23 protein-coding genes are annotated in these 26,605 nt (G+C 63.7%); 16 read left to right on the top strand and 7 right to left on the bottom strand.

The annotated features are described in order from the left end of the window. Positions 1-8 precede the first annotated feature (8 nt). Positions 9-1,514 carry a tripartite tricarboxylate transporter permease gene (locus CO656_RS20835; RefSeq protein ID WP_037421464.1) on the top strand — a complete coding sequence of 502 codons (1,506 nt, stop codon included), beginning with the start codon at positions 9-11 and terminating at the stop codon, positions 1,512-1,514. Positions 1,515-1,632: 118 nt separating this feature from the next. Here CO656_RS20835 and CO656_RS20830 read toward each other — a convergent pair whose 3' ends face one another. The 3 genes from CO656_RS20830 to CO656_RS20820 all read right to left on the bottom strand — a co-directional run bounded on the left by CO656_RS20830 (position 1,633) and on the right by CO656_RS20820 (position 3,796). Further along, positions 1,633-2,106, bottom strand: a complete 474-nt coding sequence (locus CO656_RS20830; protein ID WP_037421463.1) for a VOC family protein — start codon at positions 2,104-2,106, stop codon at positions 1,633-1,635. A gap of 122 nt (positions 2,107-2,228) precedes the next feature. Beyond that, a complete protein-coding gene (locus CO656_RS20825; protein ID WP_097527035.1) occupies positions 2,229-2,444 on the bottom strand; it encodes a hypothetical protein in 216 nt (71 codons plus the stop codon). Between the two features lie 329 nt (positions 2,445-2,773). Then, a complete protein-coding gene (locus tag CO656_RS20820) occupies positions 2,774-3,796 on the bottom strand; it encodes a LacI family DNA-binding transcriptional regulator (RefSeq protein WP_037421461.1) in 1,023 nt (340 codons plus the stop codon). 165 nt (positions 3,797-3,961) lie between these two features. Between CO656_RS20820 and CO656_RS20815 the strand changes: the two genes are divergently transcribed. The 3 genes from CO656_RS20815 (at position 3,962) to CO656_RS20805 (ending at position 7,584) form a co-directional block, all read left to right on the top strand. Further along, positions 3,962-5,488, top strand: coding sequence for a sugar ABC transporter ATP-binding protein (locus tag CO656_RS20815; protein ID WP_037421458.1), 1,527 nt, complete (start codon positions 3,962-3,964; stop codon positions 5,486-5,488). 69 nt (positions 5,489-5,557) lie between these two features. Further along, the gene (locus CO656_RS20810; RefSeq protein ID WP_037421456.1) at positions 5,558-6,568 is read left to right on the top strand and encodes an ABC transporter permease; all 1,011 of its coding nucleotides are present in this window, start codon (positions 5,558-5,560) and stop codon (positions 6,566-6,568) included. 62 nt (positions 6,569-6,630) lie between these two features. Next, positions 6,631-7,584, top strand: coding sequence for a substrate-binding domain-containing protein (locus CO656_RS20805; protein WP_037421453.1), 954 nt, complete (start codon positions 6,631-6,633; stop codon positions 7,582-7,584). A gap of 118 nt (positions 7,585-7,702) precedes the next feature. Here the strand turns inward: CO656_RS20805 and CO656_RS20800 are convergent, their stop codons facing one another. Continuing rightward, complete coding sequence (locus tag CO656_RS20800; protein WP_037421450.1) at positions 7,703-8,227, bottom strand: Lrp/AsnC family transcriptional regulator; 525 nt, start codon at positions 8,225-8,227, stop codon at positions 7,703-7,705. 48 nt (positions 8,228-8,275) lie between these two features. Here CO656_RS20800 and CO656_RS20795 point away from each other — a divergent pair, with 48 nt between their 5' ends. Then, positions 8,276-9,460, top strand: coding sequence for an MFS transporter (locus CO656_RS20795; protein WP_097526969.1), 1,185 nt, complete (start codon positions 8,276-8,278; stop codon positions 9,458-9,460). Here CO656_RS20795 and CO656_RS20790 read toward each other — a convergent pair. After that, a complete protein-coding gene (locus tag CO656_RS20790; RefSeq protein ID WP_097526968.1) occupies positions 9,449-10,348 on the bottom strand; it encodes a LysR family transcriptional regulator ArgP in 900 nt (299 codons plus the stop codon). The genes CO656_RS20795 and CO656_RS20790 overlap by 12 nt on opposite strands. 101 nt (positions 10,349-10,449) lie before the next feature. Here CO656_RS20790 and CO656_RS20785 point away from each other — a divergent pair, with 101 nt between their 5' ends. From CO656_RS20785 to CO656_RS20760, 6 genes are all read left to right on the top strand, one after another. Next, positions 10,450-11,058 carry a LysE/ArgO family amino acid transporter gene (locus CO656_RS20785; RefSeq protein WP_097526967.1) on the top strand — a complete coding sequence of 203 codons (609 nt, stop codon included), beginning with the start codon at positions 10,450-10,452 and terminating at the stop codon, positions 11,056-11,058. A gap of 47 nt (positions 11,059-11,105) precedes the next feature. After that, positions 11,106-11,738: a LysE family translocator gene (locus CO656_RS20780; protein WP_097526966.1), complete on the top strand. Its 633-nt coding sequence runs from the start codon at positions 11,106-11,108 to the stop codon at positions 11,736-11,738. Between the two features lie 14 nt (positions 11,739-11,752). Further along, entirely contained in the window at positions 11,753-12,643 is an 891-nt protein-coding gene (locus CO656_RS20775) for a dihydrodipicolinate synthase family protein (RefSeq protein ID WP_097526965.1), read from the top strand. Positions 12,644-12,826: 183 nt separating this feature from the next. Then, a complete protein-coding gene (locus tag CO656_RS20770; protein WP_097526964.1) occupies positions 12,827-13,645 on the top strand; it encodes an isocitrate lyase/phosphoenolpyruvate mutase family protein in 819 nt (272 codons plus the stop codon). Between the two features lie 394 nt (positions 13,646-14,039). After that, positions 14,040-17,444 (top strand): adenylate/guanylate cyclase domain-containing protein, encoded by a 3,405-nt coding sequence (locus CO656_RS20765; RefSeq protein WP_097526963.1) that lies wholly within the window; start codon positions 14,040-14,042, stop codon positions 17,442-17,444. Between the two features lie 23 nt (positions 17,445-17,467). Then, positions 17,468-17,854 (top strand): SgcJ/EcaC family oxidoreductase, encoded by a 387-nt coding sequence (locus CO656_RS20760; RefSeq protein WP_097526962.1) that lies wholly within the window; start codon positions 17,468-17,470, stop codon positions 17,852-17,854. Positions 17,855-17,929: 75 nt separating this feature from the next. Here the strand turns inward: CO656_RS20760 and CO656_RS20755 are convergent, their stop codons facing one another. Continuing rightward, positions 17,930-18,595 carry a TetR family transcriptional regulator gene (locus CO656_RS20755; RefSeq protein ID WP_097526961.1) on the bottom strand — a complete coding sequence of 222 codons (666 nt, stop codon included), beginning with the start codon at positions 18,593-18,595 and terminating at the stop codon, positions 17,930-17,932. Positions 18,596-18,886: 291 nt separating this feature from the next. Here CO656_RS20755 and CO656_RS20750 point away from each other — a divergent pair, with 291 nt between their 5' ends. From CO656_RS20750 to CO656_RS20725, 5 genes are all read left to right on the top strand, one after another. Next, positions 18,887-19,450: a TRAP transporter small permease gene (locus CO656_RS20750; RefSeq protein ID WP_097526960.1), complete on the top strand. Its 564-nt coding sequence runs from the start codon at positions 18,887-18,889 to the stop codon at positions 19,448-19,450. A 10-nt stretch (positions 19,451-19,460) separates the two neighbouring features. After that, a complete protein-coding gene (locus CO656_RS20745; RefSeq protein ID WP_097526959.1) occupies positions 19,461-20,741 on the top strand; it encodes a TRAP transporter large permease subunit in 1,281 nt (426 codons plus the stop codon). Between the two features lie 139 nt (positions 20,742-20,880). Beyond that, positions 20,881-21,897: a TRAP transporter substrate-binding protein gene (locus tag CO656_RS20740; RefSeq protein WP_097526958.1), complete on the top strand. Its 1,017-nt coding sequence runs from the start codon at positions 20,881-20,883 to the stop codon at positions 21,895-21,897. An 86-nt stretch (positions 21,898-21,983) separates the two neighbouring features. Then, the gene (locus CO656_RS20735; RefSeq protein WP_097526957.1) at positions 21,984-22,844 is read left to right on the top strand and encodes a shikimate dehydrogenase; all 861 of its coding nucleotides are present in this window, start codon (positions 21,984-21,986) and stop codon (positions 22,842-22,844) included. A gap of 278 nt (positions 22,845-23,122) precedes the next feature. After that, entirely contained in the window at positions 23,123-25,012 is a 1,890-nt protein-coding gene (locus CO656_RS20725; protein ID WP_097526956.1) for a sugar phosphate isomerase/epimerase and 4-hydroxyphenylpyruvate domain-containing protein, read from the top strand. A gap of 246 nt (positions 25,013-25,258) precedes the next feature. Here CO656_RS20725 and CO656_RS20720 read toward each other — a convergent pair whose 3' ends face one another. After that, positions 25,259-26,416 (bottom strand): ceramide glucosyltransferase, encoded by a 1,158-nt coding sequence (locus CO656_RS20720; RefSeq protein WP_179864807.1) that lies wholly within the window; start codon positions 26,414-26,416, stop codon positions 25,259-25,261. Between the last annotated feature and the right edge of the window lie 189 nt (positions 26,417-26,605).

The raw sequence follows: 26,605 nt of genomic DNA, 5'->3' as shown, positions 1-26,605 counted from the left end.
AGGCGACGATGGATCTCTTCAGCAACCTTGCCCTCGGCTTCGCCACCGCCGCCTCGCCGGCAAACCTTCTCTTCTGCCTGATAGGCGTCCTGCTCGGCACGCTGATCGGCGTGCTGCCCGGGATCGGCGCCACGGCGACGATCGCCATGCTGCTGCCGATCACCTTCCAGCTTGAGCCGGTCTCGTCGCTGATCATGCTCGCCGGCATCTATTACGGCGCCCAATATGGCGGCTCGACGACGGCGATCCTCATCAACATGCCGGGCGAATCCTCCTCCGCCGTCACCGCCATCGACGGCTACCAGATGGCCCGCAACGGCCGCGCCGGAACGGCGCTGGCGATCGCCGCGCTCGGCTCCTTCTTCGCCGGCACCGTATCGACCTTCCTCGTCGCCCTCTTCGCGCCGCCCTTGACCGAGATCGCGCTCGAGTTCGGCGCCGCCGAATATTTCTCGCTGATGATCGTCGGTCTCGTCTCCTCCGTTGCGCTGGCGCACGGCTCCGTCGTCAAGGCACTCGCCATGGTGGCGCTCGGCCTGCTTTTGGGTCTTGTGGGCACCGACATCTATACCGGTACGCCGCGCTTCACCCTCGGCATCCGCGAATATGCCGACGGCCTCAACTTCGTGGCGCTGGCGGTCGGCGTCTTCGGCATCGCCGAGATCCTGCGCAACCTCGAAAGCGAGAAGACCCGCGAAGTGCTGATGGCACGGGTTAGCGAGCTCCTGCCAACGAAAGAGGATTTCAAGCGGATGTTCGCGCCGGTGATCCGCGGCACGGCGATCGGCTCGGCGCTCGGCGTGCTGCCGGGCGGCGGCGCCATCCTCGCCGCCTTCGCCTCCTATACGGTGGAAAAGCGGCTCTCCGACCGGCCGGAGGAATTCGGCCGCGGCGCGATTGCCGGCGTCGCCGGGCCGGAAAGCGCCAACAATGCCGGTGCGCAGACCTCGTTCATCCCGCTGCTCACCCTCGGCATTCCGGCGAACCCGGTGATGGCGCTGATGATCGGCGCGATGATCATCCAGGGCATCGTGCCCGGCCCGAACGTGGCGACGGAGCAGCCGGCGCTCTTTTGGGGCATCATCGCCTCGATGTGGATCGGCAACCTGATGCTCGTCGTGCTCAACCTGCCGTTGATCGGACTCTGGGTAAAGCTCCTGAAGATCCCCTATTTCGTGCTCTTCCCGATCATCATGGCCTTCTGCTCGATCGGGGTCTACAGCGTCAACTCCAACGTCTTCGACCTCTATGCCGTCGCGTTCTTCGGCCTCATCGGCTACCTGCTCTTGAAGCTGCGCTGCGAGCCGGCGCCGCTGCTGCTTGGCTTCGTGCTCGGGCCGCTGCTCGAGGAGAACCTGAGGCGCGCGATGATTCTCTCGCGCGGCGACCCGACCACCTTCGTCACTCGGCCGATCAGCGCCGGCCTCTTGCTGATGGCCGCAATCGTGCTCGTCGTCGTCTTCCTGCCCGCGGTCAAGGCGAAGCGCGAGGAGGTTTTCGTCGAGGAGGATTGAGAAGGGTTTAGCTTTGCGGCCCCGCGGCCCCGCGCCTCTCCAAGCGCGGGGCCGCTTTGCATAGAGCCATCGGCGAGCGGCGAACCGGCACCCGTGCCGGCAATACACCCGGTGAGCGTCAGCCGCGCCGGGCCGCCTCGATCGCGGCGACGTCGATCTTCCCCATCGTCATCATCGCCTCGAAGGCGCGCTTTGCCTCGCCGCCGCCGGCCGACAGCGCGTCGGTCAATACGCGCGGGGTGATTTGCCAGGAGATCCCCCACTTGTCCTTGCACCAGCCGCAGGCGCTCTCCTGGCCGCCATTGCCGACAATGGCGTTCCAGTAGCGGTCGGTCTCCTCCTGATCGTCGGTGGCGATCTGGAACGAGAAGGCTTCGTTGTGCTTGAAGGTCGGGCCTCCGTTGAGGCCGAGACAAGGAATGCCCGCGACCGTGAATTCGACCGTCAACACGTCGCCCTCCTTGCCGGATGGGAAGTCACTGGGTGCACGTTGCACGGCCCCCACGCTGCTGTCGGGAAAGACCTCCGCGTAGAAGCGAGCGGCAGCCTCGGCGTCCTTGTCGTACCAGAGGCAAATCGTGTTCTTCTCCATTGCCAGTTCCTTTCGCTTTGAAAGCGTTCGACGCGTTCCCCCTGCGAAATAAGGAGGCAACCGTTTTTCTCCACCCCGGAATGTTCGTCCGCTGGAGCGCGGGTTCGTAATTCCTTCGAGCCTCACCAGTTGCCGGGATCGGCCGTGTGATCGACAGCGGCGAACTCATCGGCCCCTGCCCGGTCGAGCGTCAGATCCCTTGCATTCCTCGCCTCGTCCGTGACTGAATATTGCAGAGGTGCCGGCCCCCTGGCCAGTTCCTGATACATGAGCAAGGCGGCCTCCTCGGCGGTGTCGGCCTCGAACTCCTTCATGACGACGACTGTGAACTTGTGCATAGGCTTGACCTCGTCCGTGCCAAATTCCAATGCCCCGCGCTCGGGATGTCCGATGATGCACGCCCCTGGTCACGGCAGCAAGTTATATGAATACATCGCACCTGCCTTCGGGCACGATGTCGCCCCCCCAAAAGGCGCTCTGCACCGTGGTACGGGGCGTCGCCTGCTGGGCCTTCGGGTAGCCGTTGACGATCGCCACGAGCTGCGGAACGCTCGAATCCCAAAGACTTCGAATTTGGCCTGGAAAGTCCTCAATCCGCTCCGGAGTGCGCGGACACGCGCACGCCCAGCAGCTTTCGCAGACACAGGCATCTTCATTCTTCCACTCTCTATCGCCGGGCCGGGGGTGGCCCGACGGAATTGCGCACTACAAGGTCTGGCCTCAGCAGGATTTCAGTTTCGGAGGCAGCTCGGTCCGAGAGCATGTCGAGCAACAATACCATCGCCTGTTTTCCGATCGCGGTGCGTGGTTGGCGGATTGTGGTCAGCGACGGCGTCATGAAACTTGCTTGTGGGACGTCGTCGAAGCCGGTGACCGAAAAGTGGTCCGGAATATCGTAGCCGCGAGCCTTGAGGCCGATCGAAACGCCGAGCGCCGTCTGGTCGTTGACGCACATGAAGGCCGTCGGCAGGTCATCGCGCATGAAGAACTGTTCCAGCGCCAATCTACCGCTTTCGACTGTGCCATCGCCGTCGAGGACCAGTTGGCGGTTCAGCGGGATGCCGGCCGCGGCAAGTCCGGCCTCGTATCCCGACCGGCGCCGGCGATAGGCAAGACGCGTGTTGGAGTCGCCGATGAACGCGATGCGGCGATGGCCTTCGGAAATGAGCAAATCAACGGCCTTTCGTGCCCCTTCGACGTCATCAACTCCGACATAGGGGATGCCTCCGTTGAAGACGGGTTCGAAAACGCCGACGCTCGGCGGTAGACTATCGGTCGCGGCCTGATGGCCGAAGGGAAGGATGCCGGTAAACAGGATCAGACCTGCGGCTTGGTAGGAATTGAAGAACTTCAGATACTCCAATCCACGCTGCGCATCGTTTTGAGTATGGCCGATCAGCACGCCGTAGCCGTGCGCGCGAGCTTCGTTTTCGAGGCCAACCAGAATGCTGGAGAAATTCGGGTCGCCGATATCGGGTGCGACCACAAGGATCATGTTTGATCGCCCCAGCCTCAGGCTGCGCGCCATGGCGTTGGTCGTGTAGCCGGTAATCGCGATCGCCTGATTGACCTTGAGCCGCGTTGATTTGGCAACCTTTTCCGGCATGTGAATGGCCCTTGAAACCGTCGCGATCGACACTTCGGCGATCCGTGCGACGTCTTCAATGGTTGCGGGCGGGGAATTGGACACTCGATTGGGCCTCGGACTTTGTTGCGAGACACTACACAGACTTGCCCGAGGGTCAAACGCACAGGGCAAGAAAATTGTCGATCATGCTCGATGTAAACCTTTACATCGGTCAGTGTAAAGGTTTACATCTGCGCAACGGGCGGTGGAGGCCGCAGGGAGGGGAATATGACCACGGAGGTTGACGGCGGTGCTCCCGTCGTGCTGTCCGCGCGCCGCATCAGCAAGTCGTTCAGCGGCGTGCAGGTGCTGTTCAGCGTCGATTTTGAGCTGCGCCAGGGCGAGATCCATGCGCTCATGGGGGAGAATGGCGCCGGCAAGTCCACGCTCGTCAAGATTCTCTCCGGCTTCGAACAGCCGACTTCGGGCGAGATCCTGCTGGACGGCAGGTCGGTGAAGCTTCCTCCCAATGGCGCTGCCGAAGCGCTCGGCATCGTTATCATCCACCAGGAGTTTAATCTCGCCGAACACCTAACCGTCACCGAGAGCCTGTTTCTCGGCCGCGAGGTAACGCGTTTCGGTGTGCTCGACCGCAGGTTCATGCGCGCGGAGACGCGCCGTGTGCTCGAACTCCTCGGCTCGCAGGTCGACGAGAACGCGATGATCGGCTCCCTTTCTATTGCAGAAAAGCAAATGGTCGAGATCGCCAAGGCCATCAGCCGCGACGCCCGTGTCGTCTTCATGGACGAGCCGACCGCAGTGCTGTCGCGTGAGGAGACGAACTTCCTGTTCCGGCTGGTGCGCAAACTGCGCGACAAGGGAACGAGTTTCGTCTTCGTATCGCACAAGCTCGATGAAGTCATGGAACTCACCGACCGCGTGACGGTGTTGCGCGACGGCCAGTGGATCAAGACGGCGCCGACCTCCATTCTCGATGGCGAGGCGATTGCGCAACTGATGGTTGGCCGAGAACTGTCGAGCCTCTATCCGGCCAAGACCGAACCCGACGTCGACGAGGAGGTCGTGCTTCGGGTCGATTCGATATCAACAGGCTATGTCCGAGATGCCAGCTTTGAGGTCCGTCGCGGCGAGATTCTCGGCTTTTCCGGGCTGATCGGCTCTGGTCGCACCGAATTGATGGAGGCGGTCGTCGGGCTTCGCTCGCGCGCTGCGGGCGAGGTCCTGGTTCGTGGCCAGCCAGTGCCGTCGGGCGACGTGCATGCGGCCAACAAGGCCGGGCTAGCCTATATGACCAAGGATCGGAAGGCCAAGGGTCTGTTGCTCAACGCCGGCATGATGGCGAACCTGACGCTGCAGTCGCTCGGCCGCCATGCTCGCCTGGGTTATCTCGACCCGGGAAGCGAGCAGGCGGCTCTCGTCAAGGCGCGCCGCCGCTTCGATATCCGTGTCAGGGATGACAGCGTCGTCGTCGGTCGCATGTCCGGCGGCAACCAGCAAAAATTGCTGCTCGCCAAGGTCATGGAGACCGACCCGGGCATCATCATCATCGACGAGCCGACTCGCGGCATCGATGTCGGCACCAAGCAGCAGATCTATCACTTCATCTCGGCGCTGGCCCGGGACGGTCGCTCGATCATCGTCGTCTCGTCCGAGATGCCCGAGATCATCGGCCTCTGCAGTCGCGTGGCGGTCATGCGCGAGGGCCATATCGCCGGCATTCTCGAGGGAGACGAGATCTCTGAGCAGGAGATCATGCGCTATGCGGCCGGCCTGAAGAAGAAGACGGCGGCTTGAGTCGCGTGGGTTGCGCCGGCGCCGACAACAAAGAGATTCCCGACAGGTGGGATGGAGGTTCGATTGGATATGAGCGTGAACCAGGAACGCAGCCAGGAGGCGATCCGCCGACGCAGCTGGCGTGACATAGATCTGAGAGCCGTGGCGCCATTCGTTGCCCTGGCCTTGCTGCTGCTGGTGGGCGCGCTGGTCAATCCCAACTTCATCAGCATCAACAACCTCGCCAATGTCGCCACCCGAAGCGCCTTCATCGCCATCATCGCAGTCGGCGCGACCTTCGTGATTTCGTCGGGGGATCTGGACCTCTCCGTCGGGGCCATGGTCGCCTTCATCGCCAGCCTGATGATCCTGTTCATGAATTCCGGTGTCGTCGCCGACCCCGTGCTCATGTTGCTGGCAGCGATCCTGTTCACCATAGCTGCCGGCGCGCTCTGCGGTCTCACCAACGGGCTGATTACCACGGTGGGCAAGATCGAGCCCTTCATCGCCACGCTCGGCACCATGGGTATCTATCGCGGATTGACGACCTGGCTTTCGCAGGGCGGAGCGATCACCCTCAAGGAGCCGCAACTCCAGGAGATGTACCGTCCCGCCTATTTCGGCACGATCCTCGGCGTGCCGGTTCCGATCGTCGTGATCCTCGCCGTGACCGCAGTTGCCGCCTTCATCCTCTATCGCACCCGTTACGGGCGGCACGTCGTTGCCGTCGGCTCCAATCGCGATGTCGCGCGATATTCCGGCATCTCCGTCAACCGCGTCCGCACCGTCGCTTTCGTAATCCAAGGCCTATGCGTGGCCGCAGCCGTGCTGCTTTATGTGCCGCGCCTTGGCTCGACCTCGGCGACGACGGGCATTCTCTGGGAGCTGCAGGCGATCACCGCCGTCGTCGTCGGCGGCACGGCGCTCAAGGGCGGCGCGGGCCGCGTGTGGGGCACCATCTGTGGAGCGTTCATCCTCGAACTGGTCGGCAACATCATGCTGCTGTCCAACTTCATCAGCGAATACCTGATCGGTGCCATTCAGGGTGCGATCATCATTATTGCGATGCTCGTACAGCGCTCGCTGGTACGCAAACCGTGAGACGGCCGGGTCCACAGGTCTCCCGGCCTGCAATATACTGACCTGTTTTTGGGAGGAAGTTAATGCGCAAGAAGCTATTCGGCCTTACCCTCGCAGCCATGACAGCGCTGGCTGGCGTGACGCACGCTCAGGAGGAAAAGAAAGTGACGGTGGGCGTGTCTATCCCGGCGGCCGACCATGGCTGGACGGCCGGCGTGGTCTTCCATGCCGAGCGCGTCGCCAAGCTCCTGATGGAGCACAATCCGGGCCTGAACGTGATCGTCAAGACATCGCCCGATCCGGCAAGCCAGGCCAACGCCGTGCAGGATCTAGAGACACAGGGCATCGATGCGCTTGTTATCCTGCCCACCGATCCAGATCCGCTGGTCAACGCCATCAAGGAGGTGAAGGGCAAGGGTACTTTCGTCGCGCTTGTCGACCGCGCGCCAAGCGTCAACGACAATTCGGTGCGTGATCTCTATGTCGCGGGCAACAACCCCGCCCTCGGCCAGGTCGCCGGCGAATACATCAAGACAACGACGCCGGAGGCCGAAGTCGTCGTCATCCGCGGCCTTCCGATCCCGATCGACCAGCAGCGACAGGACGGTTTCGATAAGGGCATCGAAGGCTCAAACGTCAAGGTTCTCGACCGCCAGTACGGCAATTGGAACCGTGACGATGCCTTCAAGGTCATGCAGGACTACCTAACCAAATACCCGAAGATCGACGTCGTCTGGTGCCAGGACGACGACATGGCCGTCGGCGTACTGCAGGCCATCGAGCAGGCAAAGCGAACCGACATCCAGTACATCGTCGCCGGCGCCGGCTCAAAGGAAATGATCAAGAAGGTCATGGACGGCGACAAAATGGTCCCCGTCGACGTGCTCTATCCGCCTGCAATGATCGGCACCGCCCTCGAAATGACCGTCGCCAATTTCTACGGCCAGGTTCCGGTCCGCGGCGTCTACACGATTGACGCGACGCTGGTGACCAAGGACAACGCGAAGGACTTCTACTTCCCGGACTCGCCGTTCTGATCCGGAGCTGTGGCAAGGACGGCCCGCGTTTGGCGCGGGCCACCGTCTTCTCGGGCTCATGGCCGATCCGAGCTTTGACCTGGCACGGGCCTCAGCGTGCGCGACGCGGAGGCGGCCGTCAGCTCTTCACCACGGCCGGCCATTCGCTCGTCGTGCCGGGCTGCACCGGCCGCTCCAGATAGGTCGACAACACGACATAGCTCCGCGTCGCCTTGACGCCGGGTGTGTCGTAAAGGCGCGCCAGCAGGCCTTCGAGCGCATGGGTGCTTTCGGTTCTCACCTTGAGCAGCATGCAGGTGTCGCCTGCGACCGAGTGGATCTCCTCCACCTCCGGATATTCCTCGATCGCCAGCAGCGCCTGAGTCTTGCCCCAGCCGGTCGTATCCACATGGACGAAGGCGAGCAGCGTCTTGCCGACGGCCTCGGGATCGATCAGCGCCGCCACGCGCCGGATCGCCCCGGAACGCCGAAGGCGCTTCACACGCTCATGCGCGGCCGGCGGCGAAAGCCCGACGCGGTCGCCGAGCTCGGCGTAGCTCGTCGTCGCGTCCTCGACCAGCACGCCTAATAGTTTTCGGTCCATTGCATCGAGGTCGCGCTCCGGCAGGCGCTTCCGCCGAACGTCGTCTGTATTTTGATCCATTCCGCTATTTCTCCTTGATGCCGAACTTCGTTCTGAGATTATGCGGGAATGACGAACATCGATCAATCCGCTTCCTCATCCGCCGACCGGGCTCGCATTCCGCCCTTTGCCCTGCTGCTGACCGCCTCGATCGGCGTCATCGGCTCCAATTCGCTGGCGCTCGGACCGATCGCGCCGGAGGTGTCGCTAAGCCTCGGCACCGGCGTGCCAGCGGTGATGACGGCTTCCGCCGCTTTCGGACTCGGCACCGCGGCGAGCGCCGTCTTCCTCGGCCGCCTCATCGATCGGCACGGCCCGCGCCGCATGCTCGCGGCAGCGCTGCTACTTTTAGCCGGCGGACTTGCCACAAGCGCCGCCGCGCCGGCGTTGCCGCTGTTGGTCGCAGCCCAGCTCGTCGTCGGGATTGCCGCGGGCATTGCGCTTCCCGCCATCTATACGCTGGCCTCGGTGATCGCCCCGGCCGGGCGCGAGAGCGAGACGATCGGCCTGGTGCTGACCGGCTGGACGCTGAGCATGGTGGCCGGGGTGCCGCTGTCGGCGGCGATCGCCGATTTCGCCGGCTGGCGGGCGGTCTATCTCGTCGTCGCCGGAGCAGCGCTGACGGCCTGCGCCGGCGTCCGGCGCGCGGCGGTGCGGGAAGGACCCGCCGGCAGGACGACCTCGCCGCTAGCGGCGCTCGGCGTGCCCGGCGCGGCCTCGCTTCTTGTCGCCTGCGCGGCCTTCATGGCGGCTTTCTATGGGGTCTATGCCTATATCGGCGACCATCTGCATGGCGCCCTCGGCCTGCCCGTCAGCTCCAACGGCCTCCTTGGCGCCTCCTACGGCTTAGGCTTCGGTGGCGCGGCCTTCCTCGACCGTCTGATCGATCGCTTCGGTGCGGCGAGGCTGCTGCCGCTAATTTTTCTCGCGGTCGCCGGCGTCTATGTCGCGATGTCGGCAGCAAGCGGCTCCTATCCGGCGCTGCTCGCCGTCGTCTTTCTCTGGGGGCTCGCCAACCATTTCGGGCTGAACGTCCTCATCGTGCGGCTGACGGCGCTCGATCCCGCCCGACGCGGTGCGATCTTGGGGCTGAACAGCGGCGTCACCTATCTCGCCCTCTTTGCCGGCACGCTCGGCTTCGGCGCCGCCTATGCCGGGTCGGATTTTTACGTTCTGCCGCTGGCCGCGGCGGGGCTGATGCTGGCCGCCGCAGTCTCGGCAGCCCGCGCGCCGCGCCACTCCTCAATGCAGTAGGCTGTGCTTGGCGACCAGAGTGACCTCGCGCGTGAGCTCGGTCAGCCGGTCGGCGGCAAGGCGGTTGATCTGCCAGTACAAGGGAACGTCCAACGGCGTGCCGGGGATCAGCTCGACCAGTCGGCCGGACTCCAGATGGTCGCGCGCAAGCTGTATCGGATTCATCGCCCAGCCCATGCCCGCAAGACTCGCCTCGAGGAAGCCTTGCGTCGACGGCAGCCAGTGGGTCGGATAGGTCAGCTCTTCCCCGAGCGCCTGGCGGATCCACCGGCTTTGCAGCCTGTCCTTCTGATTGAACGTAAGGGCCGGCGCACTGGTTATCGCTTCCGGCGTGACGCCCTCAGTAAAGTGCCGGGCAACGAAGTCGGGGCTCGCCGTCGCATGATAGCGGAGCGTGCCGAGAGACACACGCCGGCACCCTTGGATCGGCTTTTCCAGACTGGTGACGGCGGCAATCACTCGCCCCTTTTGCAGCCATTCGGCGGTATGGTCCTCGTCGTCGAGGGCGATGTTCAGCAGGTAGGGCGAGCGCTTGGCGAAGTTCGAGACCGCCGCGACGAACCAGGTTCCGAGGCTGTCGGCGCTTGTCGCAATGTTCAGTGTCACCCTTTGCCGCCGTTCGCCCGGACCGACGAGGGCAGGCAGGTGCGCGAGCAACTCGCCTTCGAGCATGCCGACATTCTCCATATGACGGCAGAGCCATTCTCCCTTCTCCGTCGCGGTGCAGGGATTTCCCCTGGCGATCAGGACGACGCCGAGCCGTTCCTCGAGCTGCTTCACCCGCTGGGAGACGGCCGAGGGCGTCACGTTGAGGACGCCGGCGGCCTTTTCGAAGCTGCCCGTCTGGACGACGGCCGTGACGGCACGGAGAGCGGAATAATCGAGCATGGCTTAGTTTTACTTAATTGAAGTTAGCAACATTAACTAGCCTGAATTCTTCCGTCGCGATACCGGAAACGCTCATCTCGTTTCTGGAGCGCTTCGCAGGTATGAATTTTCCGGTTTATGTCACAGGCCTGATGATGGGGCTCAGCCTGATTGTGGCGATCGGCGCGCAGAATGCCTTTGTGCTGCGCCAGGGGCTGCGCAACGAGCACGTGTTCGCCGTCTGCCTTGCCTGCGCCCTGTCCGATACCTTGCTGATCGTCCTGGGGGTGACCAGCTTCCGGCAGATTGCCACGCTTCTGCCTTGGCTCGATCCGGCCATGCGCTATGGCGGGGCGGCGTTCCTGATCTGGTACGGCGCCAAGAATCTCTATTCCGCCCTGCGGTCGTCCGGAGCCTTGGCGGCCGGAGAAGAGAGAGCGTCGAGCTTTCGGCAGACCGTTCTGACCTGCCTGGCGCTCACCTGGCTCAATCCGCATGTCTATCTCGACACCGTCGTGCTGCTCGGCACGATCTCGACCCGATTTCCGGGAGGCGAGCTTTCGTTCACGACAGGCGCGGTCACCGCCTCCTTCCTGTTCTTCTTTTCACTCGGCTATGCCGCCACATGGCTGCGACCGGTCTTCTCAAACCCGCTGTCCTGGCGCATCCTGGAAGCGCTCATCGCACTTACTATGTGGATGATCGCCTCTAAACTGTTGAGCGGGACGTGATCCCGGCTCGCCTCGCAGATTTCCTCGGCTCATAAGGTCCCAAACGATTGTCCACGTCCGTCCACCAACTGCTGCTTGTCTATGCCGCCTATATGATCGCCGCCGCCAGTCCCGGCCCCAGCAACATGCAGATCATGGGGGTTGCTATGAACAACGGCAGACGGGCAGCGCTTCTCCTTGCCGCCGGCGTCGTCAGCGGGTCGATCTTCTGGGGCATGATGGCCGCCAGCGGCATCTCGGTCCTGTTGACCCGCTACGCCGAAGCCCTGGTCGTACTCAAAATCTTCGGCGGCCTCTATCTCCTCTATCTCGCCTTCAAGGCTGCAAGGGCGGCTCTATCTTCCGGCGACAAGGCGGTACAGCCGTCGGGCGGTGATGCCCTCTGCGGATCGGCTCTCTATCGGCGGGGATTGCTGATGCATCTCACCAATCCGAAATCCGTGCTCGCATGGATCGCCTTGGTGACGCTCGGTCTCGGACCGGAGGCGTCGTGGCATAGGCTTGCGGCGATCCTCGGCGGCTGCGCGGTTCTGAGCGTCACCATCTTTTGCGGTTACGCCCTCGTTTTTTCGACCGCGCCGATGGTGCGCCTCTATCGCCGCGCGCGGCGCTGGATCGAAGGTCTGTTGGCCGTGTTTTTCGGCGTGGCCGGCCTGCGGCTGTTGCTGTCTCGCGCTTGAAGAGGAAAACGATCGTGACGCTCTTCACCGGCCTTTCGGCCTTTTCCATGACCCCGACCGATGCTGCCGGCAATGTCGACACGGGCGCACTTGCGCGTTTGCTCGAGCGTATTCATCTCGCCGGGGTCGACTCGATCGGGCTGCTTGGCAGCACGGGCGGCTACGCCTTTCTCTCACGTGGCGAGCGGCGACGCGCCGTCGAGGCGGCGATGGATTGCGTCGGCGGAAAGACGCCTGTCATCGTCGGCGTCGGGGCGCTTCGAACCGACGAGGCGCAGGCATTGGCGCGGGATGCCAGGTCCGCCGGCGCTGACGGCTTGCTGCTGGCGCCCATGTCCTATACGCCGCTCTTCGAAGAAGAGGTCTACCAGCACTTCGCCGCTGTCGCCGATGCGGGGCAATTGCCGCTCTGCATCTACAACAATCCGGGCACCACAAGATTTAACTTCAGCGACGCGTTGATTGCGCGGCTCTCGAAGGTCGCGCACATCGCGGCGGTGAAGATGCCATTGCCGCAGGACGACGCCTTCGAGGGCGAAATGGCGCGCCTTCGCGGCGAAACACCGCGAGGTTTCTCGATCGGCTACAGTGGCGATTGGGGAGCGGCGGCGGCGCTGCTGGCAGGCTGCGACGCCTGGTACAGCGTGATCGCCGGCCTCTTGCCCTCGGAAGCCTTGGCGCTTACCCGGGCCGCGCAAGCCAGCGATGTTGCCGAGGTCGAGCGGCTCGACCAGGCATTTCAACCCTTGTGGAGCCTGTTCAAGGCGTTCGGCAGCTTCCGCGTCATGTACGCGATCGCGGAAGCGCTCGGCCTTTGCCGGGCCGACCCGCCGTGCCCGATTTTGCCATTGCCGCAATCCGAAATGGCAGGAGTGAAGAACGCCCTTGATCGCGTGCTTGGCTGACCGGCCGGCTCCCGCCAGAGCCGCGATGCCAGCCGCATCAGGCCGCCGGCAGGGCTTCCGGCAGGGCGAAAGTCCGCTCATCAGGCAGGTGATGCTCGATCCGATCCCCTACGCGCATTTTTGTTCTTTATTTGTTCCAGCCGGTGTGCAATGCTCGTTCCGGGATATCCGACGAGGTCGCAAATGGACGACAAGCGCGCATTGTTTCGGAAGTTGCATGAGGGCCCCGAAGCCTTCATCATTCCCAATCCCTGGGACATCGGCACCGCCAGAATCCTGGCGGCCATGGGTTTCCCAGCTCTTGCCACGACCAGCGCCGGCATGGCGTTCTCGCTCGGCTTGCCAGAGGGTTCCGCCTCGCGCGAACAGACGCTTGCCCACTGCGGGGCGATCGTCGATGCGACGCCACTGCCGGTTTCGGCCGATCTCGAAAAAGGCTTCGGAGACGATCCCAAGAGTGCTGCGGAGACCGTCGCGGCGGCGGCCGGCATCGGCTTGGCCGGCTGTTCCCTCGAAGACCACACGGGAGATCGGAGCCGTCCGATCTTCGACTTCGCTCTGGCGGTCGAGCGGATCGAGGCGGCCGCCGAGGCCTCTCGGTCCCTTCCTCACGATTTCGTTCTGACGGCTCGGTGCGAGAATTTCCTCTGGGGACGCGCCGATCTCGACGACACGATCAGGCGGCTGCAAGCTTTCGAGCGGGCCGGGGCCGATGTGCTCTACGCGCCCGGCCTGGCCGACCTCAATTCGATCCGAGCTGTGTGCGATGCCCTCACGAAGCCGGTCAACGTCGTGATGGGCATGCCGGGGGCGACGTTCAGCCTGGCGGATCTGGCCGAGGCCGGAGCGAAGCGCATCAGTGTCGGTTCCGCCCTGGCGCGCCTTGCTTACGGTGCAATGGTGGACGCTGCGCGGGAGATGCGGTCGCAGGGGACCTTCCGGTTCTCGGAGAAAGCCATGGGCTTTGCGGAACTGGAGGGATTATTCCGCGCATCATCATAGACGAGATCAGCCTCTCGCGGATGGAAGCTCGCCCTGCGCGCCAGCTAGCAGCGCCACCGTCTGCTGGCGGATCGCCCCGCCGGCACCTGAACGGTGCTCGCGCGCGAAACATGCAAGCGCACCGGATGTCATGCGGCACTGTGCCTTGCCTGCCGCAACGGTGCATCGCGCGTGCGCCGTCACGACCCGCCGGCGCAGTTGGGCAGGCAGGGTCGGCCGAGGTATTTCCGATTGGGCAGGCATTCTGCCCATAAATTCCCCGACCTTTCGGTCCTGCTCAACCACCCCGGGAGGGCTCAAGCGGCAGCGCCGTCGCCGCACCGGGAATCGTGATAACCCAAGGCCGGTGTGATAAACTCGTTCCTCCCGGAAGGAGTGGTCGAGGAGAGGCCATATGAATATTGCAACTTGGCTCAAGAGCTTGGGCCTGGAGCAGTATGTTCCGGCCTTCGACGACAACGCAATTGATGCCGATATCCTACCCCGCCTGACGGCCGATGACTTGAAAGAAATCGGCGTAGGCGCGCTGGGCCACCGCAAGCGCATCCTCGAGGCGATAGCCGAGTTGCAAGGACAGCCTGAGACGGCGTCGAGGAAGCCAGATTCGGTCTCACCAATTCCAATGTCGCCGTCGGTAGAACAGCGCGGCGAACCTGGACGCCCGCGCGAGGCAGAACGGCGGCAACTGACGGTCATGTTTGTGGATCTCGTCGGTTCTACCGCGCTTGCCACGCGGCTTGACCCGGAGGATATGCGCGACCTCCTGAGGCAGTTCCAGAATACCACGGCTGGCGAAGTCCTTCGCTTCGCGGGATACGTCGCGAAACTCATGGGCGACGGCGTGTTGGCCTATTTCGGTTGGCCGCAGGCACACGAAGACGAAGCGGAACGCGCCGTTCGTGCGGCGCTTGCGGTCGTCAGTGCCGTGAATGGTCTGCCCGTCAAGGACGGTCAGCAACTCTCGGTCCGGATCGGAATCGCCACCGGGGTGGTGGTTGTTGGTGACCTCATCGGCATCGGGTCAGCACAGGAGAACGCAGTTGTCGGAGAGACTCCCAATCTTGCCGCGCGCCTCCAGGCAATTGCCGAGCCTGGAACGGTCGTCATTTCCGAGCTTACCTACCGCCTTATCGGAAATATGTTCGAGATAACCAGCATTCGGCCACAGAAGCTAGCAGGGTTCGACACCCCCGTCAGCGCATTCAAAGTGATTGGAGAGGGTGGCGCGGAGAGTCGGTTCGACGCGCTTCATGCAAACGAATCTGCGCCGCTTGCCGGGCGCGACCACGATATCGCCTTGCTGCTCGATCGGTGGCGGCTGGCGGCGTCCGGTGAAGGACAAGTGGTCGAACTGTTCGGCGAGGCCGGTATTGGCAAGTCCCGTATTCTGCAGGAATTGCGGGAGCACATGAAAGACGAGCCACATACGCGACTGCGATACTACTGCTCGCCCTATCACGTGGAAAGCGCCCTCTATCCTGTCGCGGATCAGCTGCTCCGAGCTGGAGGCATAAGGCGGACCGACCCTCCCGAGCGTCAGCTTGACTTGCTTGAGCAACTCCTCGCCGGTTCGACCAGGCACCCAAACGACGCCATACCGCTGATCGCGGCATTGCTGTCCATCCCCACCGAGGGGCGCTACCCTAAGATCGACCTTATGGCGCAGAAGCAAAAGACGCGCACGTTCGAGGTGCTGTTCGAGCAACTAGAGGCCCTTGCACGCAGCCAACCAGTGCTGATGCTGCTTGAAGACGCGCATTTCCTGGATCCGACATCGGCCGAGCTATTTGACCAGATCGCAGGTCGGATTCAGCGACTACCTGTAATGCTGATTGCAACATCGCGACCGGAAGGCGCGGCCCGCTGGAGCGGTCTTCCGCACGCGACGTTCTTGACGCTGAACCGGCTCAGCCGTGCCCAAGCGGCCTCTATCATTGCAGCGATGACCGGCGGCAAACAGCTACCGGCCGAAGTGCTGGACCAGATACTCTCGAAGACCGAAGGCGTTCCGCTGTTCGTGGAAGAATTGACCAAGGTCGTCCTGGAATCGGGCCTGCTTGAAGTACGAGATGGCGAGCTGGTTCTGGCTGGCCCGTTACCGCCGCTCGCGGTTCCCGCGACGTTGCACGACTCGCTGATGGCCCGCCTCGATCGCTTGGATTCCATAAGAGACGTGGCGCAAGTCGGGGCGGTGATCGGACGCGAGTTCACGCACGAGCTGCTGGCGGCAGCAACGGGCCTGCCCGAATTGGAGCTTGAGCGCGCAACGAGCCAGCTAGTAGCAGCCGGCCTTGTTTTCCGCCGCGGCAGTGACGGTCAAGCAACCTATGCCTTCAAGCATGCACTGGTCCAGGATGCCGCGTACAGCAGTTTGCTGCACAGCCGTCGTCAGCGGCTGCACGCCCGGATCGCTTTGATACTCGAGGAACGCTTCCCCGAAATCGTGACGACAGAGCCCGAACTGCTTTCGCACCACTTTGGTCAAGCGGGCCTTTTGGACAGGGCTGTCGAGTACAATGAACTCGCTGGTCGCCGGGCGCTTTCACGCTCCGCTTTGACGGAAGCGCGTACGCGTTTCGACAACGCCCTGAGCGGGCTTTCGGCGATACCTCCGTCCGAAGAGCGTTCGCGCCGAGAACTTTCAATCCAACTGGCGCTCGGCAGCACGCATGTTGCTGCGCACGGCTTCGCCGCGCCTCCCACAGCAGATGCCTATGGTCGAGCGCGCCAGCTTTGTGAAGAGCTGGGCGAGACGCGTCTGCTCTTCCCGGTGCTTTACGGACTATGCCTCTACCACCTCTATGCTGCCGAACTGGCGGAAGCACGCAGTGCGGCCAACCGGCTGCTTGAATTGGCGGAACCGAGCAATGATCGCGGACTTTCCTTCTTTGCTCACCGGGCCGCCGGCGTCAGCTCATTGCCTGCCGGTGAGTTCGTCAGCGCCCGGGCACATCTGGAGGAGGCTCTTGCACTTTACAATCCTCGAGAGCACCGATCGCCGGCATTTGTCTACGCCTTTGATCCGCGCGTGGTGTGCCTGGATTATCTCGCCCGCACATTGCTGCCACTCGGCTTTCCCGATCAGGCATTGGCAGCAAACGACGAAGCGCTTGCTGAGGCGCATCGTGTGGGTCATCGCAACAGCCTCGCCCTGCCACTGTTCTTTGGCGGGGTTATCCGCCAGATTCTCGGCGACCACCAAGGCGTCCAGGAGCGGTGCTCGGAACTGACCCGCATTGCCAGCGAAGCCGGATTCCGCTTCTGGCTTGCCGGCGCCACGATGCTGAACGCTTGGAGCATCGCCGACACGGGCGATTTCGATGGTGGACGCCGCGAACTCCAACGAGGTCTTGCTGAATGGCGCGATACCGGCGCAGAGTACATGGTTCCCTATTTCATTGCTCTTCAGGCGCAGCTCGAACTGAGAGCGGGCGACCCGGGTGCTGCACTCGTTCTGCTCGAAACAGCCGAGGCAAGGATGGAACGTACCAAAGAGCGTTGGTTTGCGGCCGAGATACTTCGCCTCCACGGGGAGGTGCTGCTGCAACTTGGAGAGGACAAAGCCAGAAATTCCGAGGATCTCCTTGTGGAGGCAATGGCGACGGCACGGGCACAGCGCGCGCGCTTCTGGGAACTGCGTGCGGCGCTCAGTCTCGTGCGGGCCGGCCTTCCCGCGCCAGGCGCTTGCGAGCGGCTCGCACTGATTTATTCCGGATTTACCGAGGGCCTGACGTTACCCGACCTGCAAGCCGCACATGCGCTCACGGAAACAGCTGAAGGGCTTCGGGCGGCTAACTGATTGATCCGGCCAGGGAGGACGCGATGACACAATCATCTGAAAATATCCGCGGCGAAATTCAGCGGGCAAACGATGAATGGAATTCCGCCTTCAACAGCGGCAATGCTGACGCGGTAGCTGCACTCTATGCGCCGGATGCGGTAGTTTTACCGTCTACGCACGCAGTCATCAGGGGAACGAGCGCAATCGAAGACTTCTGGAATGGGTTGATCTCGGCTGGAGTGAAGGACCATCGAATCGAGATGGTCGATGCCCAGTCTGGCGGCGACATCGCCTATACAGTAGGGAAGTGGTCGGCCAGTGCTCCCGGCGAAGGCAGTGAAGCGCAGCGCTACGAGGGGACTGTCGTTACGGTCTTCCGACGCCAAGGTGACGGATCCTGGAAGGCTTGTCTCCACACTTGGAATTGAGCCTGCGCCGCGGCTGGGTGGGAGTCCGGACCTGATTTAAGGACGAAATCGCTGCCGGCCGGCACGCGCGTCCAGTCATGGATGGGCCGCCCCGACCCCCTCCCCGCCCTTCAGATAGCTCACCACTGCGTCGGCGATCATCGTGCGGTGGCGGCCGATCGTCGCAGGTTCGGATAGGTCGCGGCGGAAGATCGTGCCGAAGGTGTAGCGGTTCGAGACGCGGAAGAAGCAGAAGGCGCTGATCAGCATGTGGATGTCGATCGGATCGGCCTTGCGGCGGAAGGTGCCGTCGGCGAGGCCGCGCTCGACGATCGCGTCGATCGTCTGGATCACCGAGACGTTCAGCTCGCGAATAGCCTCCGAGCGCAGCATGTGGACGGCGTGGTGGATGTTCTCGATGCTGACCAGGCGGACGAAGTCGGGATTGGCCTCGTCGTGGTCGAAGGTGGTGGCGATCAGCGTGCGGAGCGCCTGTTCGGGCGGCAGGTTGGCAAGCTCCAGATCGGCTTCGAGCGTGCGGATCTTGCGATAGGAGCGCTCCAGCACGGCGAGATAGAGCGCTTCCTTGCTGCCGAAATAATAATAGATCATCCGCTTCGAGGTGCGGGTGCGTTCGGCGATCTGATCCACCCGGGCGCCCGCCAGCCCGTGGGTGGAAAACTCCTCTGTCGCCACCTCGAGAATGTCTTCCTGTGTTCTCGCCGGATCGTTCTTCCTGCCGTTCATCTGCCGTTCGGCCATCGTCGCGCGCTGCCCCGCTCCTCCACAAGCCCTTGTTTCACCGACCTTATTTCCCCTTTCGGCGGGCGCAGGCCGGAGATCTGTCCCGGGCGATCGATCAAGACATATTCACCTTGCCTGTTCCTTTCAATAGCATGCCGCTTGACATCCGAACTAGTTAGTACATTTTAGAGAAACATTGCCGGAGACGCGGAGGAGCGCGGAGGAGCGCGGAGTACAGGCTGCCGGCTAGTGGCTACGGGGAGAGAAGCCGCGCAACATGTTCGCGCGCTTACCGCTTGGGAGGAGCGTATGACCCGCATCATCGATTTCTATTTCTTCGTGCTGAAGGTGACGATCGCGCTGCTGCTTGCGGGCATGGTCGTGCTCGTCTTCGGCAATGTCGTCCTGCGCTATGCCTTCAACCAGGGGATCACGGTTTCCGAGGAGCTGTCGCGCATCTTCTTCGTCTGGCTGACCTTCCTCGGCGCCGTCGTCGCCATGCGCGAGCACGGCCATCTCGGCGTCGACACGCTGATCAAGCGGCTGCCGCCGTTCGGCGCGAAGATCGCCGTGCTCGTCGGCCATGCGCTGATGCTCTATGCCACCTGGCTGATGATCAGCGGCAGCTGGGCGCAGACGCTGATCAATCTTCATGTCGGCGCGCCGGCGACCGGTCTTTCCATGGGCTTCTTCTACGGCGCCGGTCTTGCCTTCGGCATTCCGGCCTTCCTGATCCTCCTTTCCGACGCCTTCGCCATCGCCACCGGCCGTATCGACATAGCGACCGTCGAACTCGTGCGCGACAGCGAGGACGAGGTGGCCCTCGACGATCTGCCGGAGTCCGCGCTCGGGCCGGTCTCCGTGAAGCACTGAGGAGTCGACCATGACCGTATCCATCTTTATCGGCGCTCTGCTCGGTCCGATGGCGCTCGGCGTGCCGATCGCCTTCGCCCTGGTCCTCAGCGGCGTAGCGCTGATGCTCTACCTCGGCCTCTTCGACGCGCAGATCGTCGCGCAGAACGTTTTGAACGGCGCCGACAGCTTTCCGCTGATGGCGGTGCCCTTCTTCCTGCTTGCCGGCGAGGTGATGAACACCGGCGGCCTTTCGCGCCGCATCGTCGCGCTGGCGATGGCCATGGTCGGCCATATCCGCGGCGGCCTCGGCTTCGTGGCGATCTTCGCCGCCTGCATCCTTTCCAGCCTCTCGGGCTCGGCGGTTGCTGATGCGGCGGCGCTCGGCGCGCTGCTGCTGCCGATGATGCTGAAGAGCGGCCATGACGCGGCGCGCGCCGGCGGCCTGCTTGCGTCGGCCTCGATCATCGGCCCGATCATTCCGCCGTCGATCGGCTTTATCCTCTACGGCGTCGTCGGCGGCGTCTCGATCACCAAGCTGTTCCTCGCCGGCATCTTTCCCGGGCTGATGATCGCCGCGGCACTCTGCATCACCTGGTTTATCGTCGCCCGCAAGGAGCAGTTCGAGCTGCCGCCAAAGGAGAGCGGCGCGGTGCGCCTCAAGGCGTTGGCCAACAGCATCTGGGCGCTCATGCTGCCGGTGATCATCATCGTCGGGCTGAAATTCGGCGTCTTCACGCCGACGGAAGCGGGCGTCGTCGCCGCCGTCTATTCGCTCTTCGTCGCCATGGTCGTCTATCGCGAGCTGCCGCCGGCCCAGCTCTTCCACGTCTTCGTCTCGGCCGCCAAGATCACCGCCGTCGTCATGTTCCTGGTCGCCTGCGCCGCGGTCTCCGCCTGGCTGATCACGGTGGCCGACGTGCCCGGCGCGCTTGCCGCCCTGGTCGAGCCGCTGATGGACAACCAGACGGCACTGCTCATCGCCATCATGGCGCTGATCGTCGTCGTCGGCACCGCCATGGACATGACGCCGACCATCCTGGTGATGACGCCGGTGCTGATGCCGATCATCAAGCAGGCGGGCATCGACCCGGTCTATTTCGGCGTGCTGTTCATCATCAACAACTCGATCGGCCTGATCACGCCGCCGGTCGGCACCGTCCTGAACGTCATCTGCGGCGTCTCGAAGCTGTCGATGGAAGAGCTGATGAAGGGCGTGATGCCCTTCCTGATCGCCGAACTGATCGTTCTGTTCCTGCTCGTCCTGTTCCCTGGGCTGGTGACCGTTCCGGTCTCCTGGTTCGGGCACTAGCATTTTGCAGTCAGGTGAAATCACCTGACGTCGCACAAATGCGGCAAAAACAAACAGATAGAGCGGTGCACCGCTCTGACACTGACTTTCGATTTCAACACGGCCGGTGGGAGTACCGGTCCAACCCTGGGAGGAAAACATGTTGAATAGACTGACGAAACTGGCGCTGGGCATCGCCCTGCCGCTCGCCCTGCTTGCAGCCGGGCCGACCAATGCGGAGATCGGCGAACACACGCTGAAATTCGCCTCGGCCAACAACAAGGGTCACCCGCAGGTGACCGGCATGGAGAAATTCGCCGAGCTGGTGAAGGAAAAGAGCGGCGGCAAGATCGAGATCAAGCTCTTCCCGGGCGGCACGCTCGGCGGCGACGTGCAGACGATCTCGGCGCTGCAGGGCGGCGTGGTCGAAATGACGGTGCTGAACGCCGGCATCCTCGCCAACAACGTCAAGCAGTTCGGCGCCGTCGACCTGCCCTTCCTCTTCAACAGCGGCGAGGAAGCCGACAAGGTGATGGACGGCCCTTTCGGCGACAGCCTGATGAAGCTGCTGCCCGATACCGGCCTCGTCGGGCTCGGCTATTGGGAGCTCGGCTTCCGCAACTTGACCAACAACCGCCATCCGGTGACCAAGCTCGAGGACATCAAGGGCCTGAAGATCCGCACCATCCAGTCGCCGATCCCGCTCGAGCTCTTCAACACGCTCGGCGCCAATGCCGTGCCGCTGCCCTACACCGAACTCTATACGGCGCTCGAGACCGGCACGGTCGACGGCCAGGAGAACCCGGCGGCCAACATCCTCAACGCCAAGTTCTACGAGGTGCAGAAGTACATGACGCTGACGCGTCACCAGTACAACCCGCAGATCGTGCTCGTCAGCAAGAAGTTCTGGGATGGGCTGAACGACGAGGAAAAGGCCGTGCTTCAAGCGGCCGCCACCGAGGCGCGCGACTTCCAGCGCAAGGTTTCGCGCGAGAAGGATGCCGAGGCGCTCGCGGAAATCAAGAAGACCGGCATGGAGGTGAGCGAACTCAGCCCCGAGGAAACGCAGAAGCTGCGCGACGCCGTCAAGCCGGTGGTCGAGAAGTTCAAGGCCGAGATCGGCAGTGAGACGGTCGAGGCGCTGTTCAAGGAGATCGGCGCCGCACGCGGCCAGTAACGGCCGGCCAATCCTCCGGTCCGCCCGATCCCAAGCGGCGGACCGGAAGACCCACGCGACGGACGGACAAAGTGAGAGCGGAAAGCATGACCGAGACGCTTGTAAGACCCTTGAAGGCCGGGCTGATCGGCGCCGGCATCCAGGCCTCGCTGACCCCGGCGATGCACATGGCCGAGGGTGCCGCCCAGGGGCTCAGCTATCACTACGAGCTGATCGACCTGCAGGCGCTCGGCGCCACGGAGGACGACCTGCCGCGTCTCATCGCCGAAGCGGAAGCCCGCGGGCTTGCCGGCCTCAACATCACCCATCCCTGCAAGCAGGCGGTGATCGTCCATCTCGACGAGCTCGCCCCCGACGCCCGCCGGCTCGGCGCCGTCAACACCGTGGTGCTCAAGGGCGGCCGGCGCTATGGCCACAACACCGACTGGTGGGGCTTTGCCGAGGCATTCCGGCGCGGCCTCCCCGACGCGGACCTCTCCTCCGCCGTCCAGCTCGGCGCCGGCGGCGCTGGCGTCGCGACGGCCTATGCGGCGCTGTCGCTCGGCTTGCGGCAGCTTACCGTCTTCGACCGCGAGCCGGAACGGGCCGAAGCACTCGCCGACATGCTCTCGCCGCTCTTCCCCGAGGCGGAGATCGCGGCAGGCGCCGATCTCGCCGCGGCGATGGCCGAGGCGGCCGGGCTGATCCATGCGACGCCGACCGGCATGGCGAAATATCCGGGGCTGCCGCTCGATGCTGCGCTGCTTGAGTCCGGCCACTGGGTCGCCGAGATCGTCTATTTCCCGCTGGAAACGGCGCTGCTGAAGGAAGCCAGGCGCCGCGGCTGCCGCACGCTCGACGGCGGCGGCATGGCCGTGTTCCAGGCCGTCGGCGCCTTCCGGCTGTTCACCGGGCTTGAGCCGGATGCGGCGCGGATGCTCGAGCATTTCCGGGCGATGACGGGGTGAGGGTTTCGGGGGCTGTGGCGCGAGGAGCATCTACTGAACTGCCGGGCGACACCCCCCTCTGCCCTGCCGGGCATCTCCCCCGCAAGGGTGGAGATGGGCAGGAGGCACCGCCGTCGGCCACGGCAACGCGGCAAGGAGGTTGGCGCCGTCGATGAGAGGAGCGGGGCGCCTGCATCTAGTCGATCTCCCCCTTGCGGGGGAGATGCCCGGCAGGGCACAGGGGGGTGTCGCCCGCCTCCCATTTTTCGCATTTCGATTCTAACCGCGAGGACAGGACGATGAAGACCTCGATAGCGACAGTTTCCTTAAGCGGCGACCTCAGCGACAAGCTGCGCGCCATCGCCAAGGCCGGCTTCGACGGCGTCGAGATTTTCGAGAACGACTTCCTCGCCTTCGACGAGAGCCCGCGCGAGGTCGGCCGGATGGTGCGCGACTTCGGCCTGGAGATCAGCCTGTTCCAGCCCTTCCGCGACTTCGAGGGCATGCCGGAACCGCTCAGAACCCGCACCTTCGACCGCGCCGAGCGCAAGTTCGACCTGATGCAGGAGCTCGGCACCGACCTCGTGCTCGTCTGCTCCAACGTCTCGCCGGCCGCACTCGGCGGCATCGACCGAGCCGCGGCCGATTTCCGCGAGCTTGGCGAGCGCGCCGCCAGACGCGGTTTGCGCGTCGGCTACGAGGCGCTCGCCTGGGGCCGCCACATCCATGATCACCGCGACGCCTGGGAGATCGTCCGGCGGGCCGATCATCCGAATATCGGGCTGATCCTCGACAGCTTCCACACCCTGTCGCGCAAGATCGAGGTTAATTCGATCCGCTCGATTCCCAAGGAAAAGATCTTCATCGTCCAGCTTGCCGATGCGCCGCTGATCGACATGGATCTTCTCTACTGGAGCCGGCACTTCCGCAACATGCCCGGCGAAGGCGACCTGCCGGTGACCGAGTTTACCCGCGCGGTGGCGGCGACCGGCTATGACGGCTATCTGTCGCTGGAAATCTTCAACGACCAGTTTCGCGGCGGCAACGCCAATGCGATCGCCGTCGACGGCTACCGCTCGCTGATCTATCTCGGCGACCAGGTGAAGCGCGCCGAGCCGGATATCCGGCTGCCGGTCCCGGACATGCCGCCGCGCGTCGACGTGAAGGGCGTCGCCTTCGTCGAGTTCACCGCTTCCGAAGAGGAGGCGGGCGAGCTCGAAGCGCTGATCCGCACATTCGGCTTCCGGAAGGCGGCGCGGCACCGGACGAAACAGGTGCTGGTCTACCGCCAGGGCGCCGTCAACCTGGTGATCAACACCGAGCGCGAGGGTTTTGCCAACGCCTCCTATCTGGTGCACGGCACCTCGGCCTATGCCTTCGGCCTTTCGGTCGACGATGCCGCGGCGACCGCCGAACGCGCCCGCGCCCTCGGCGCCGAGCCCTTCGAGCAGGCCGTCGGGCCGGGCGAGCTCAAGGTGCCGGCGATCCGCGGCGTCGGCGGCGGCCTGATCTATTTCCTCGACGACAAATCCGAGCTCGCGAAAATCTGGGAGATCGAATTCGAGCCGGTGACCGACGGCGCCCCGGCGGCGCCGGCCGGCCTCACCGTGATCGACCACGTCGCCCAGACCGTCAAATACGAGGAATTGCTGACCTGGCTACTGTTCTACACCTCGTTGCTCGACACCAAGAAGACGCCGATGGTCGACATCATCGATCCGGCCGGGATCGTCCGCAGCCAAGTGGTCGAAAACAACGCCGGCACGCTGCGCCTGACGCTGAACGGCGCCGAGAACCGCAACACGCTCGCCGGCCGCTTCATCGCCGAAACCTTCGGCTCCGGCGTCCAGCACCTCGCCTTCGCCACCGACGACATCTTCGCGACTGCTCAGGCCCTGCGCGCCAACGGCTTCAAGTCCCTGCCGATCTCGCCCAACTACTATGACGACGTCGAGGCCCGCTTCGGCCTCGATGCCGAGTTGGTCGAGCGGCTGAAGGCCGAAAACATCCTCTACGACCGCGACGACCACGGCGAGTTCTTCCAGCTCTACAGCCCCACCTATGGCGAAGGCTTCTTCTTCGAAATCATCGAACGGAGGGGTTATCGCGGCTACGGTGCGGCAAATGCGATCTTCAGGATTGCGGCGCTGAAGAAGTATTTGAGGCCTGAGGGGTTGCCGAAGGTTTGAGGGTGGTGGCGGGGCGGAAGCGGACATGACGGTTCAGGCTTTTGTTTCCCCATTGTCAGAAGCCCCGATCTTTCGACATGCGCCTGCCCCGGTGGCAGTATCTGGACACAAGCGGACGCTGCTTCCGTCAAAACTCCCCGGGGCAGCCGTTCAGCGTCGCTGCGCCACAGAAACCGCAGAAAATTGCTCGTTGTCGGCGCCCCGACTGAACACATTTCCCGGGTATTTCTGATCAACTCCCGCTCGTTACGACGTACTCACCATTGGCGGCAGCCCGCTCGTTTCCAGCCGCGACTCCTGCGAGCCGATCGACATCCTATTGCCGCGCCAGTCGGCGCTGCCCGCGAGCCAGCTCCGGACCCAGATGATCGGCAGCAGCAGGTCGCGGGTGAAAATGGCGACGAGCGACCAGCGGGAGAGATGCCATTTCTTCCAATGGACGAGCAAAATTTCCGGCAGGTAGGCGGCAATTGCGACAAGAGCCGCGACGGCGAGCACGCTGTGACCCGCAGCGATGGCGACGAACGTCGACAGCAGGAGCGGCGGCACGACGCCGGCCAGAATCTCCGGGCCGAAGAACTGGGGAAAGGTGACGCGCCGCAGCCGCGCCCAGCGACACTGCCGCGCCCAGACCTCCCGGAACGTCCGCGTGCCGAGCGGCTGGTCGAACGGCGCGGAAACGAGGTGCACCTTCAGGCCGAGGCTTCTCACCAGTTTCGTCGCGGCCGCATCCTCGGCGATCTCCGCCGCCAGAGCCTGGATGCCGCCGTTGGCATCCAGCATGCTCTTGCGCCAGAGCATGCTTTTGCCCTGCGCAAAGCCGAAGCCGAGGGCTTCGCCGGCATATTGCCAGCGGGCCTGATGGGCGTTGAGGAAGGCGCATTCGACCTCCGCCCAGAATCCATTCGGGCGCGACCCGAGCGGCGTCGAGCAGACGAGCCCGGACTCGCGTCCCCACGCTGCCATCAGCCGAATAAGGTAATCGGCCGGCATCAGCACGTTCGAGTCGGCGAGCACCACCCATTCATGCGCGGCCGCATTCCAGCCCTTTACGCAGTTGTTGAGCTTCGGATTGGCGCTGATCCGGTCGTCGCCGATGAGGATCGCCGCGGGAATGCCCGGGTGGCGCCGGCGCGCGGCCTCGATCAGCGGAATCAACGGATCCTTGGCATCGGCGACGCAGAAGATGACTTCGTATTCCGGCCAATCCAGGCGAAACGCGCTTTCAAGCGTTTCCCGGGAAAATTCTTCGATTCCGCAGAGCGGGATGACGAGGGAGACCGGCGGTCGATAGGTCGTCCGCGGCTGCGGGCCGAGACGCGGCCAGATCCGCCAGCCCGCTATCATCAGGCTCAACAGATTGATGGCCAGGAAAAAACCGGCGACGAACAAGATGAGCATCATTTACCCGGGCAACGAACCGCGATTCCGACGAAGTTGAATTCCGGATAAACATCACCGCAAGATGACAGGCGGATGACAGCGGACGATTCTTCTGGAGGACTGCAGCACCCCCCTCTGGCCTGCCGGCCTCCACACAAGGGGAAGATCGGCGCGCGGCTAGCCGCCCGTTCCAAACCAAAACGCTTCTGC

This window comes from Sinorhizobium sp. FG01, from assembly GCF_002531875.1.
GTDB lineage: Bacteria > Pseudomonadota > Alphaproteobacteria > Rhizobiales > Rhizobiaceae > Sinorhizobium > Sinorhizobium fredii_C.
Note: the sequence above shows the minus strand (reverse complement) of the source record. Positions and strands in the feature narration are given on the sequence as shown.

Excerpts from the sequence above, each read along its gene's own strand:
- CO656_RS20795 (WP_097526969.1), top strand. The coding sequence starts at position 8,276 with ATGACGAACATCGATCAATCCGCTTCCTCATCCGCCGACCGGGCTCGC.
- CO656_RS20790 (WP_097526968.1), bottom strand. The coding sequence starts at position 10,348 with ATGCTCGATTATTCCGCTCTCCGTGCCGTCACGGCCGTCGTCCAGACG.
- CO656_RS20750 (WP_097526960.1), top strand. The coding sequence starts at position 18,887 with ATGACCCGCATCATCGATTTCTATTTCTTCGTGCTGAAGGTGACGATC.
- CO656_RS20815 (WP_037421458.1), top strand. The coding sequence starts at position 3,962 with ATGACCACGGAGGTTGACGGCGGTGCTCCCGTCGTGCTGTCCGCGCGC.
- CO656_RS20740 (WP_097526958.1), top strand. The coding sequence starts at position 20,881 with ATGTTGAATAGACTGACGAAACTGGCGCTGGGCATCGCCCTGCCGCTC.
- CO656_RS20720 (WP_179864807.1), bottom strand. The coding sequence starts at position 26,416 with ATGATGCTCATCTTGTTCGTCGCCGGTTTTTTCCTGGCCATCAATCTG.
- CO656_RS20785 (WP_097526967.1), top strand. The coding sequence starts at position 10,450 with ATGAATTTTCCGGTTTATGTCACAGGCCTGATGATGGGGCTCAGCCTG.
- CO656_RS20825 (WP_097527035.1), bottom strand. The coding sequence starts at position 2,444 with ATGCACAAGTTCACAGTCGTCGTCATGAAGGAGTTCGAGGCCGACACC.
- CO656_RS20755 (WP_097526961.1), bottom strand. The coding sequence starts at position 18,595 with ATGGCCGAACGGCAGATGAACGGCAGGAAGAACGATCCGGCGAGAACA.
- CO656_RS20810 (WP_037421456.1), top strand. The coding sequence starts at position 5,558 with ATGAGCGTGAACCAGGAACGCAGCCAGGAGGCGATCCGCCGACGCAGC.
- CO656_RS20725 (WP_097526956.1), top strand. The coding sequence starts at position 23,123 with ATGAAGACCTCGATAGCGACAGTTTCCTTAAGCGGCGACCTCAGCGAC.
- CO656_RS20800 (WP_037421450.1), bottom strand. The coding sequence starts at position 8,227 with ATGGATCAAAATACAGACGACGTTCGGCGGAAGCGCCTGCCGGAGCGC.
- CO656_RS20760 (WP_097526962.1), top strand. The coding sequence starts at position 17,468 with ATGACACAATCATCTGAAAATATCCGCGGCGAAATTCAGCGGGCAAAC.
- CO656_RS20765 (WP_097526963.1), top strand. The coding sequence starts at position 14,040 with ATGAATATTGCAACTTGGCTCAAGAGCTTGGGCCTGGAGCAGTATGTT.
- CO656_RS20830 (WP_037421463.1), bottom strand. The coding sequence starts at position 2,106 with ATGGAGAAGAACACGATTTGCCTCTGGTACGACAAGGACGCCGAGGCT.
- CO656_RS20835 (WP_037421464.1), top strand. The coding sequence starts at position 9 with ATGGATCTCTTCAGCAACCTTGCCCTCGGCTTCGCCACCGCCGCCTCG.
- CO656_RS20770 (WP_097526964.1), top strand. The coding sequence starts at position 12,827 with ATGGACGACAAGCGCGCATTGTTTCGGAAGTTGCATGAGGGCCCCGAA.
- CO656_RS20745 (WP_097526959.1), top strand. The coding sequence starts at position 19,461 with ATGACCGTATCCATCTTTATCGGCGCTCTGCTCGGTCCGATGGCGCTC.
- CO656_RS20735 (WP_097526957.1), top strand. The coding sequence starts at position 21,984 with ATGACCGAGACGCTTGTAAGACCCTTGAAGGCCGGGCTGATCGGCGCC.
- CO656_RS20805 (WP_037421453.1), top strand. The coding sequence starts at position 6,631 with ATGCGCAAGAAGCTATTCGGCCTTACCCTCGCAGCCATGACAGCGCTG.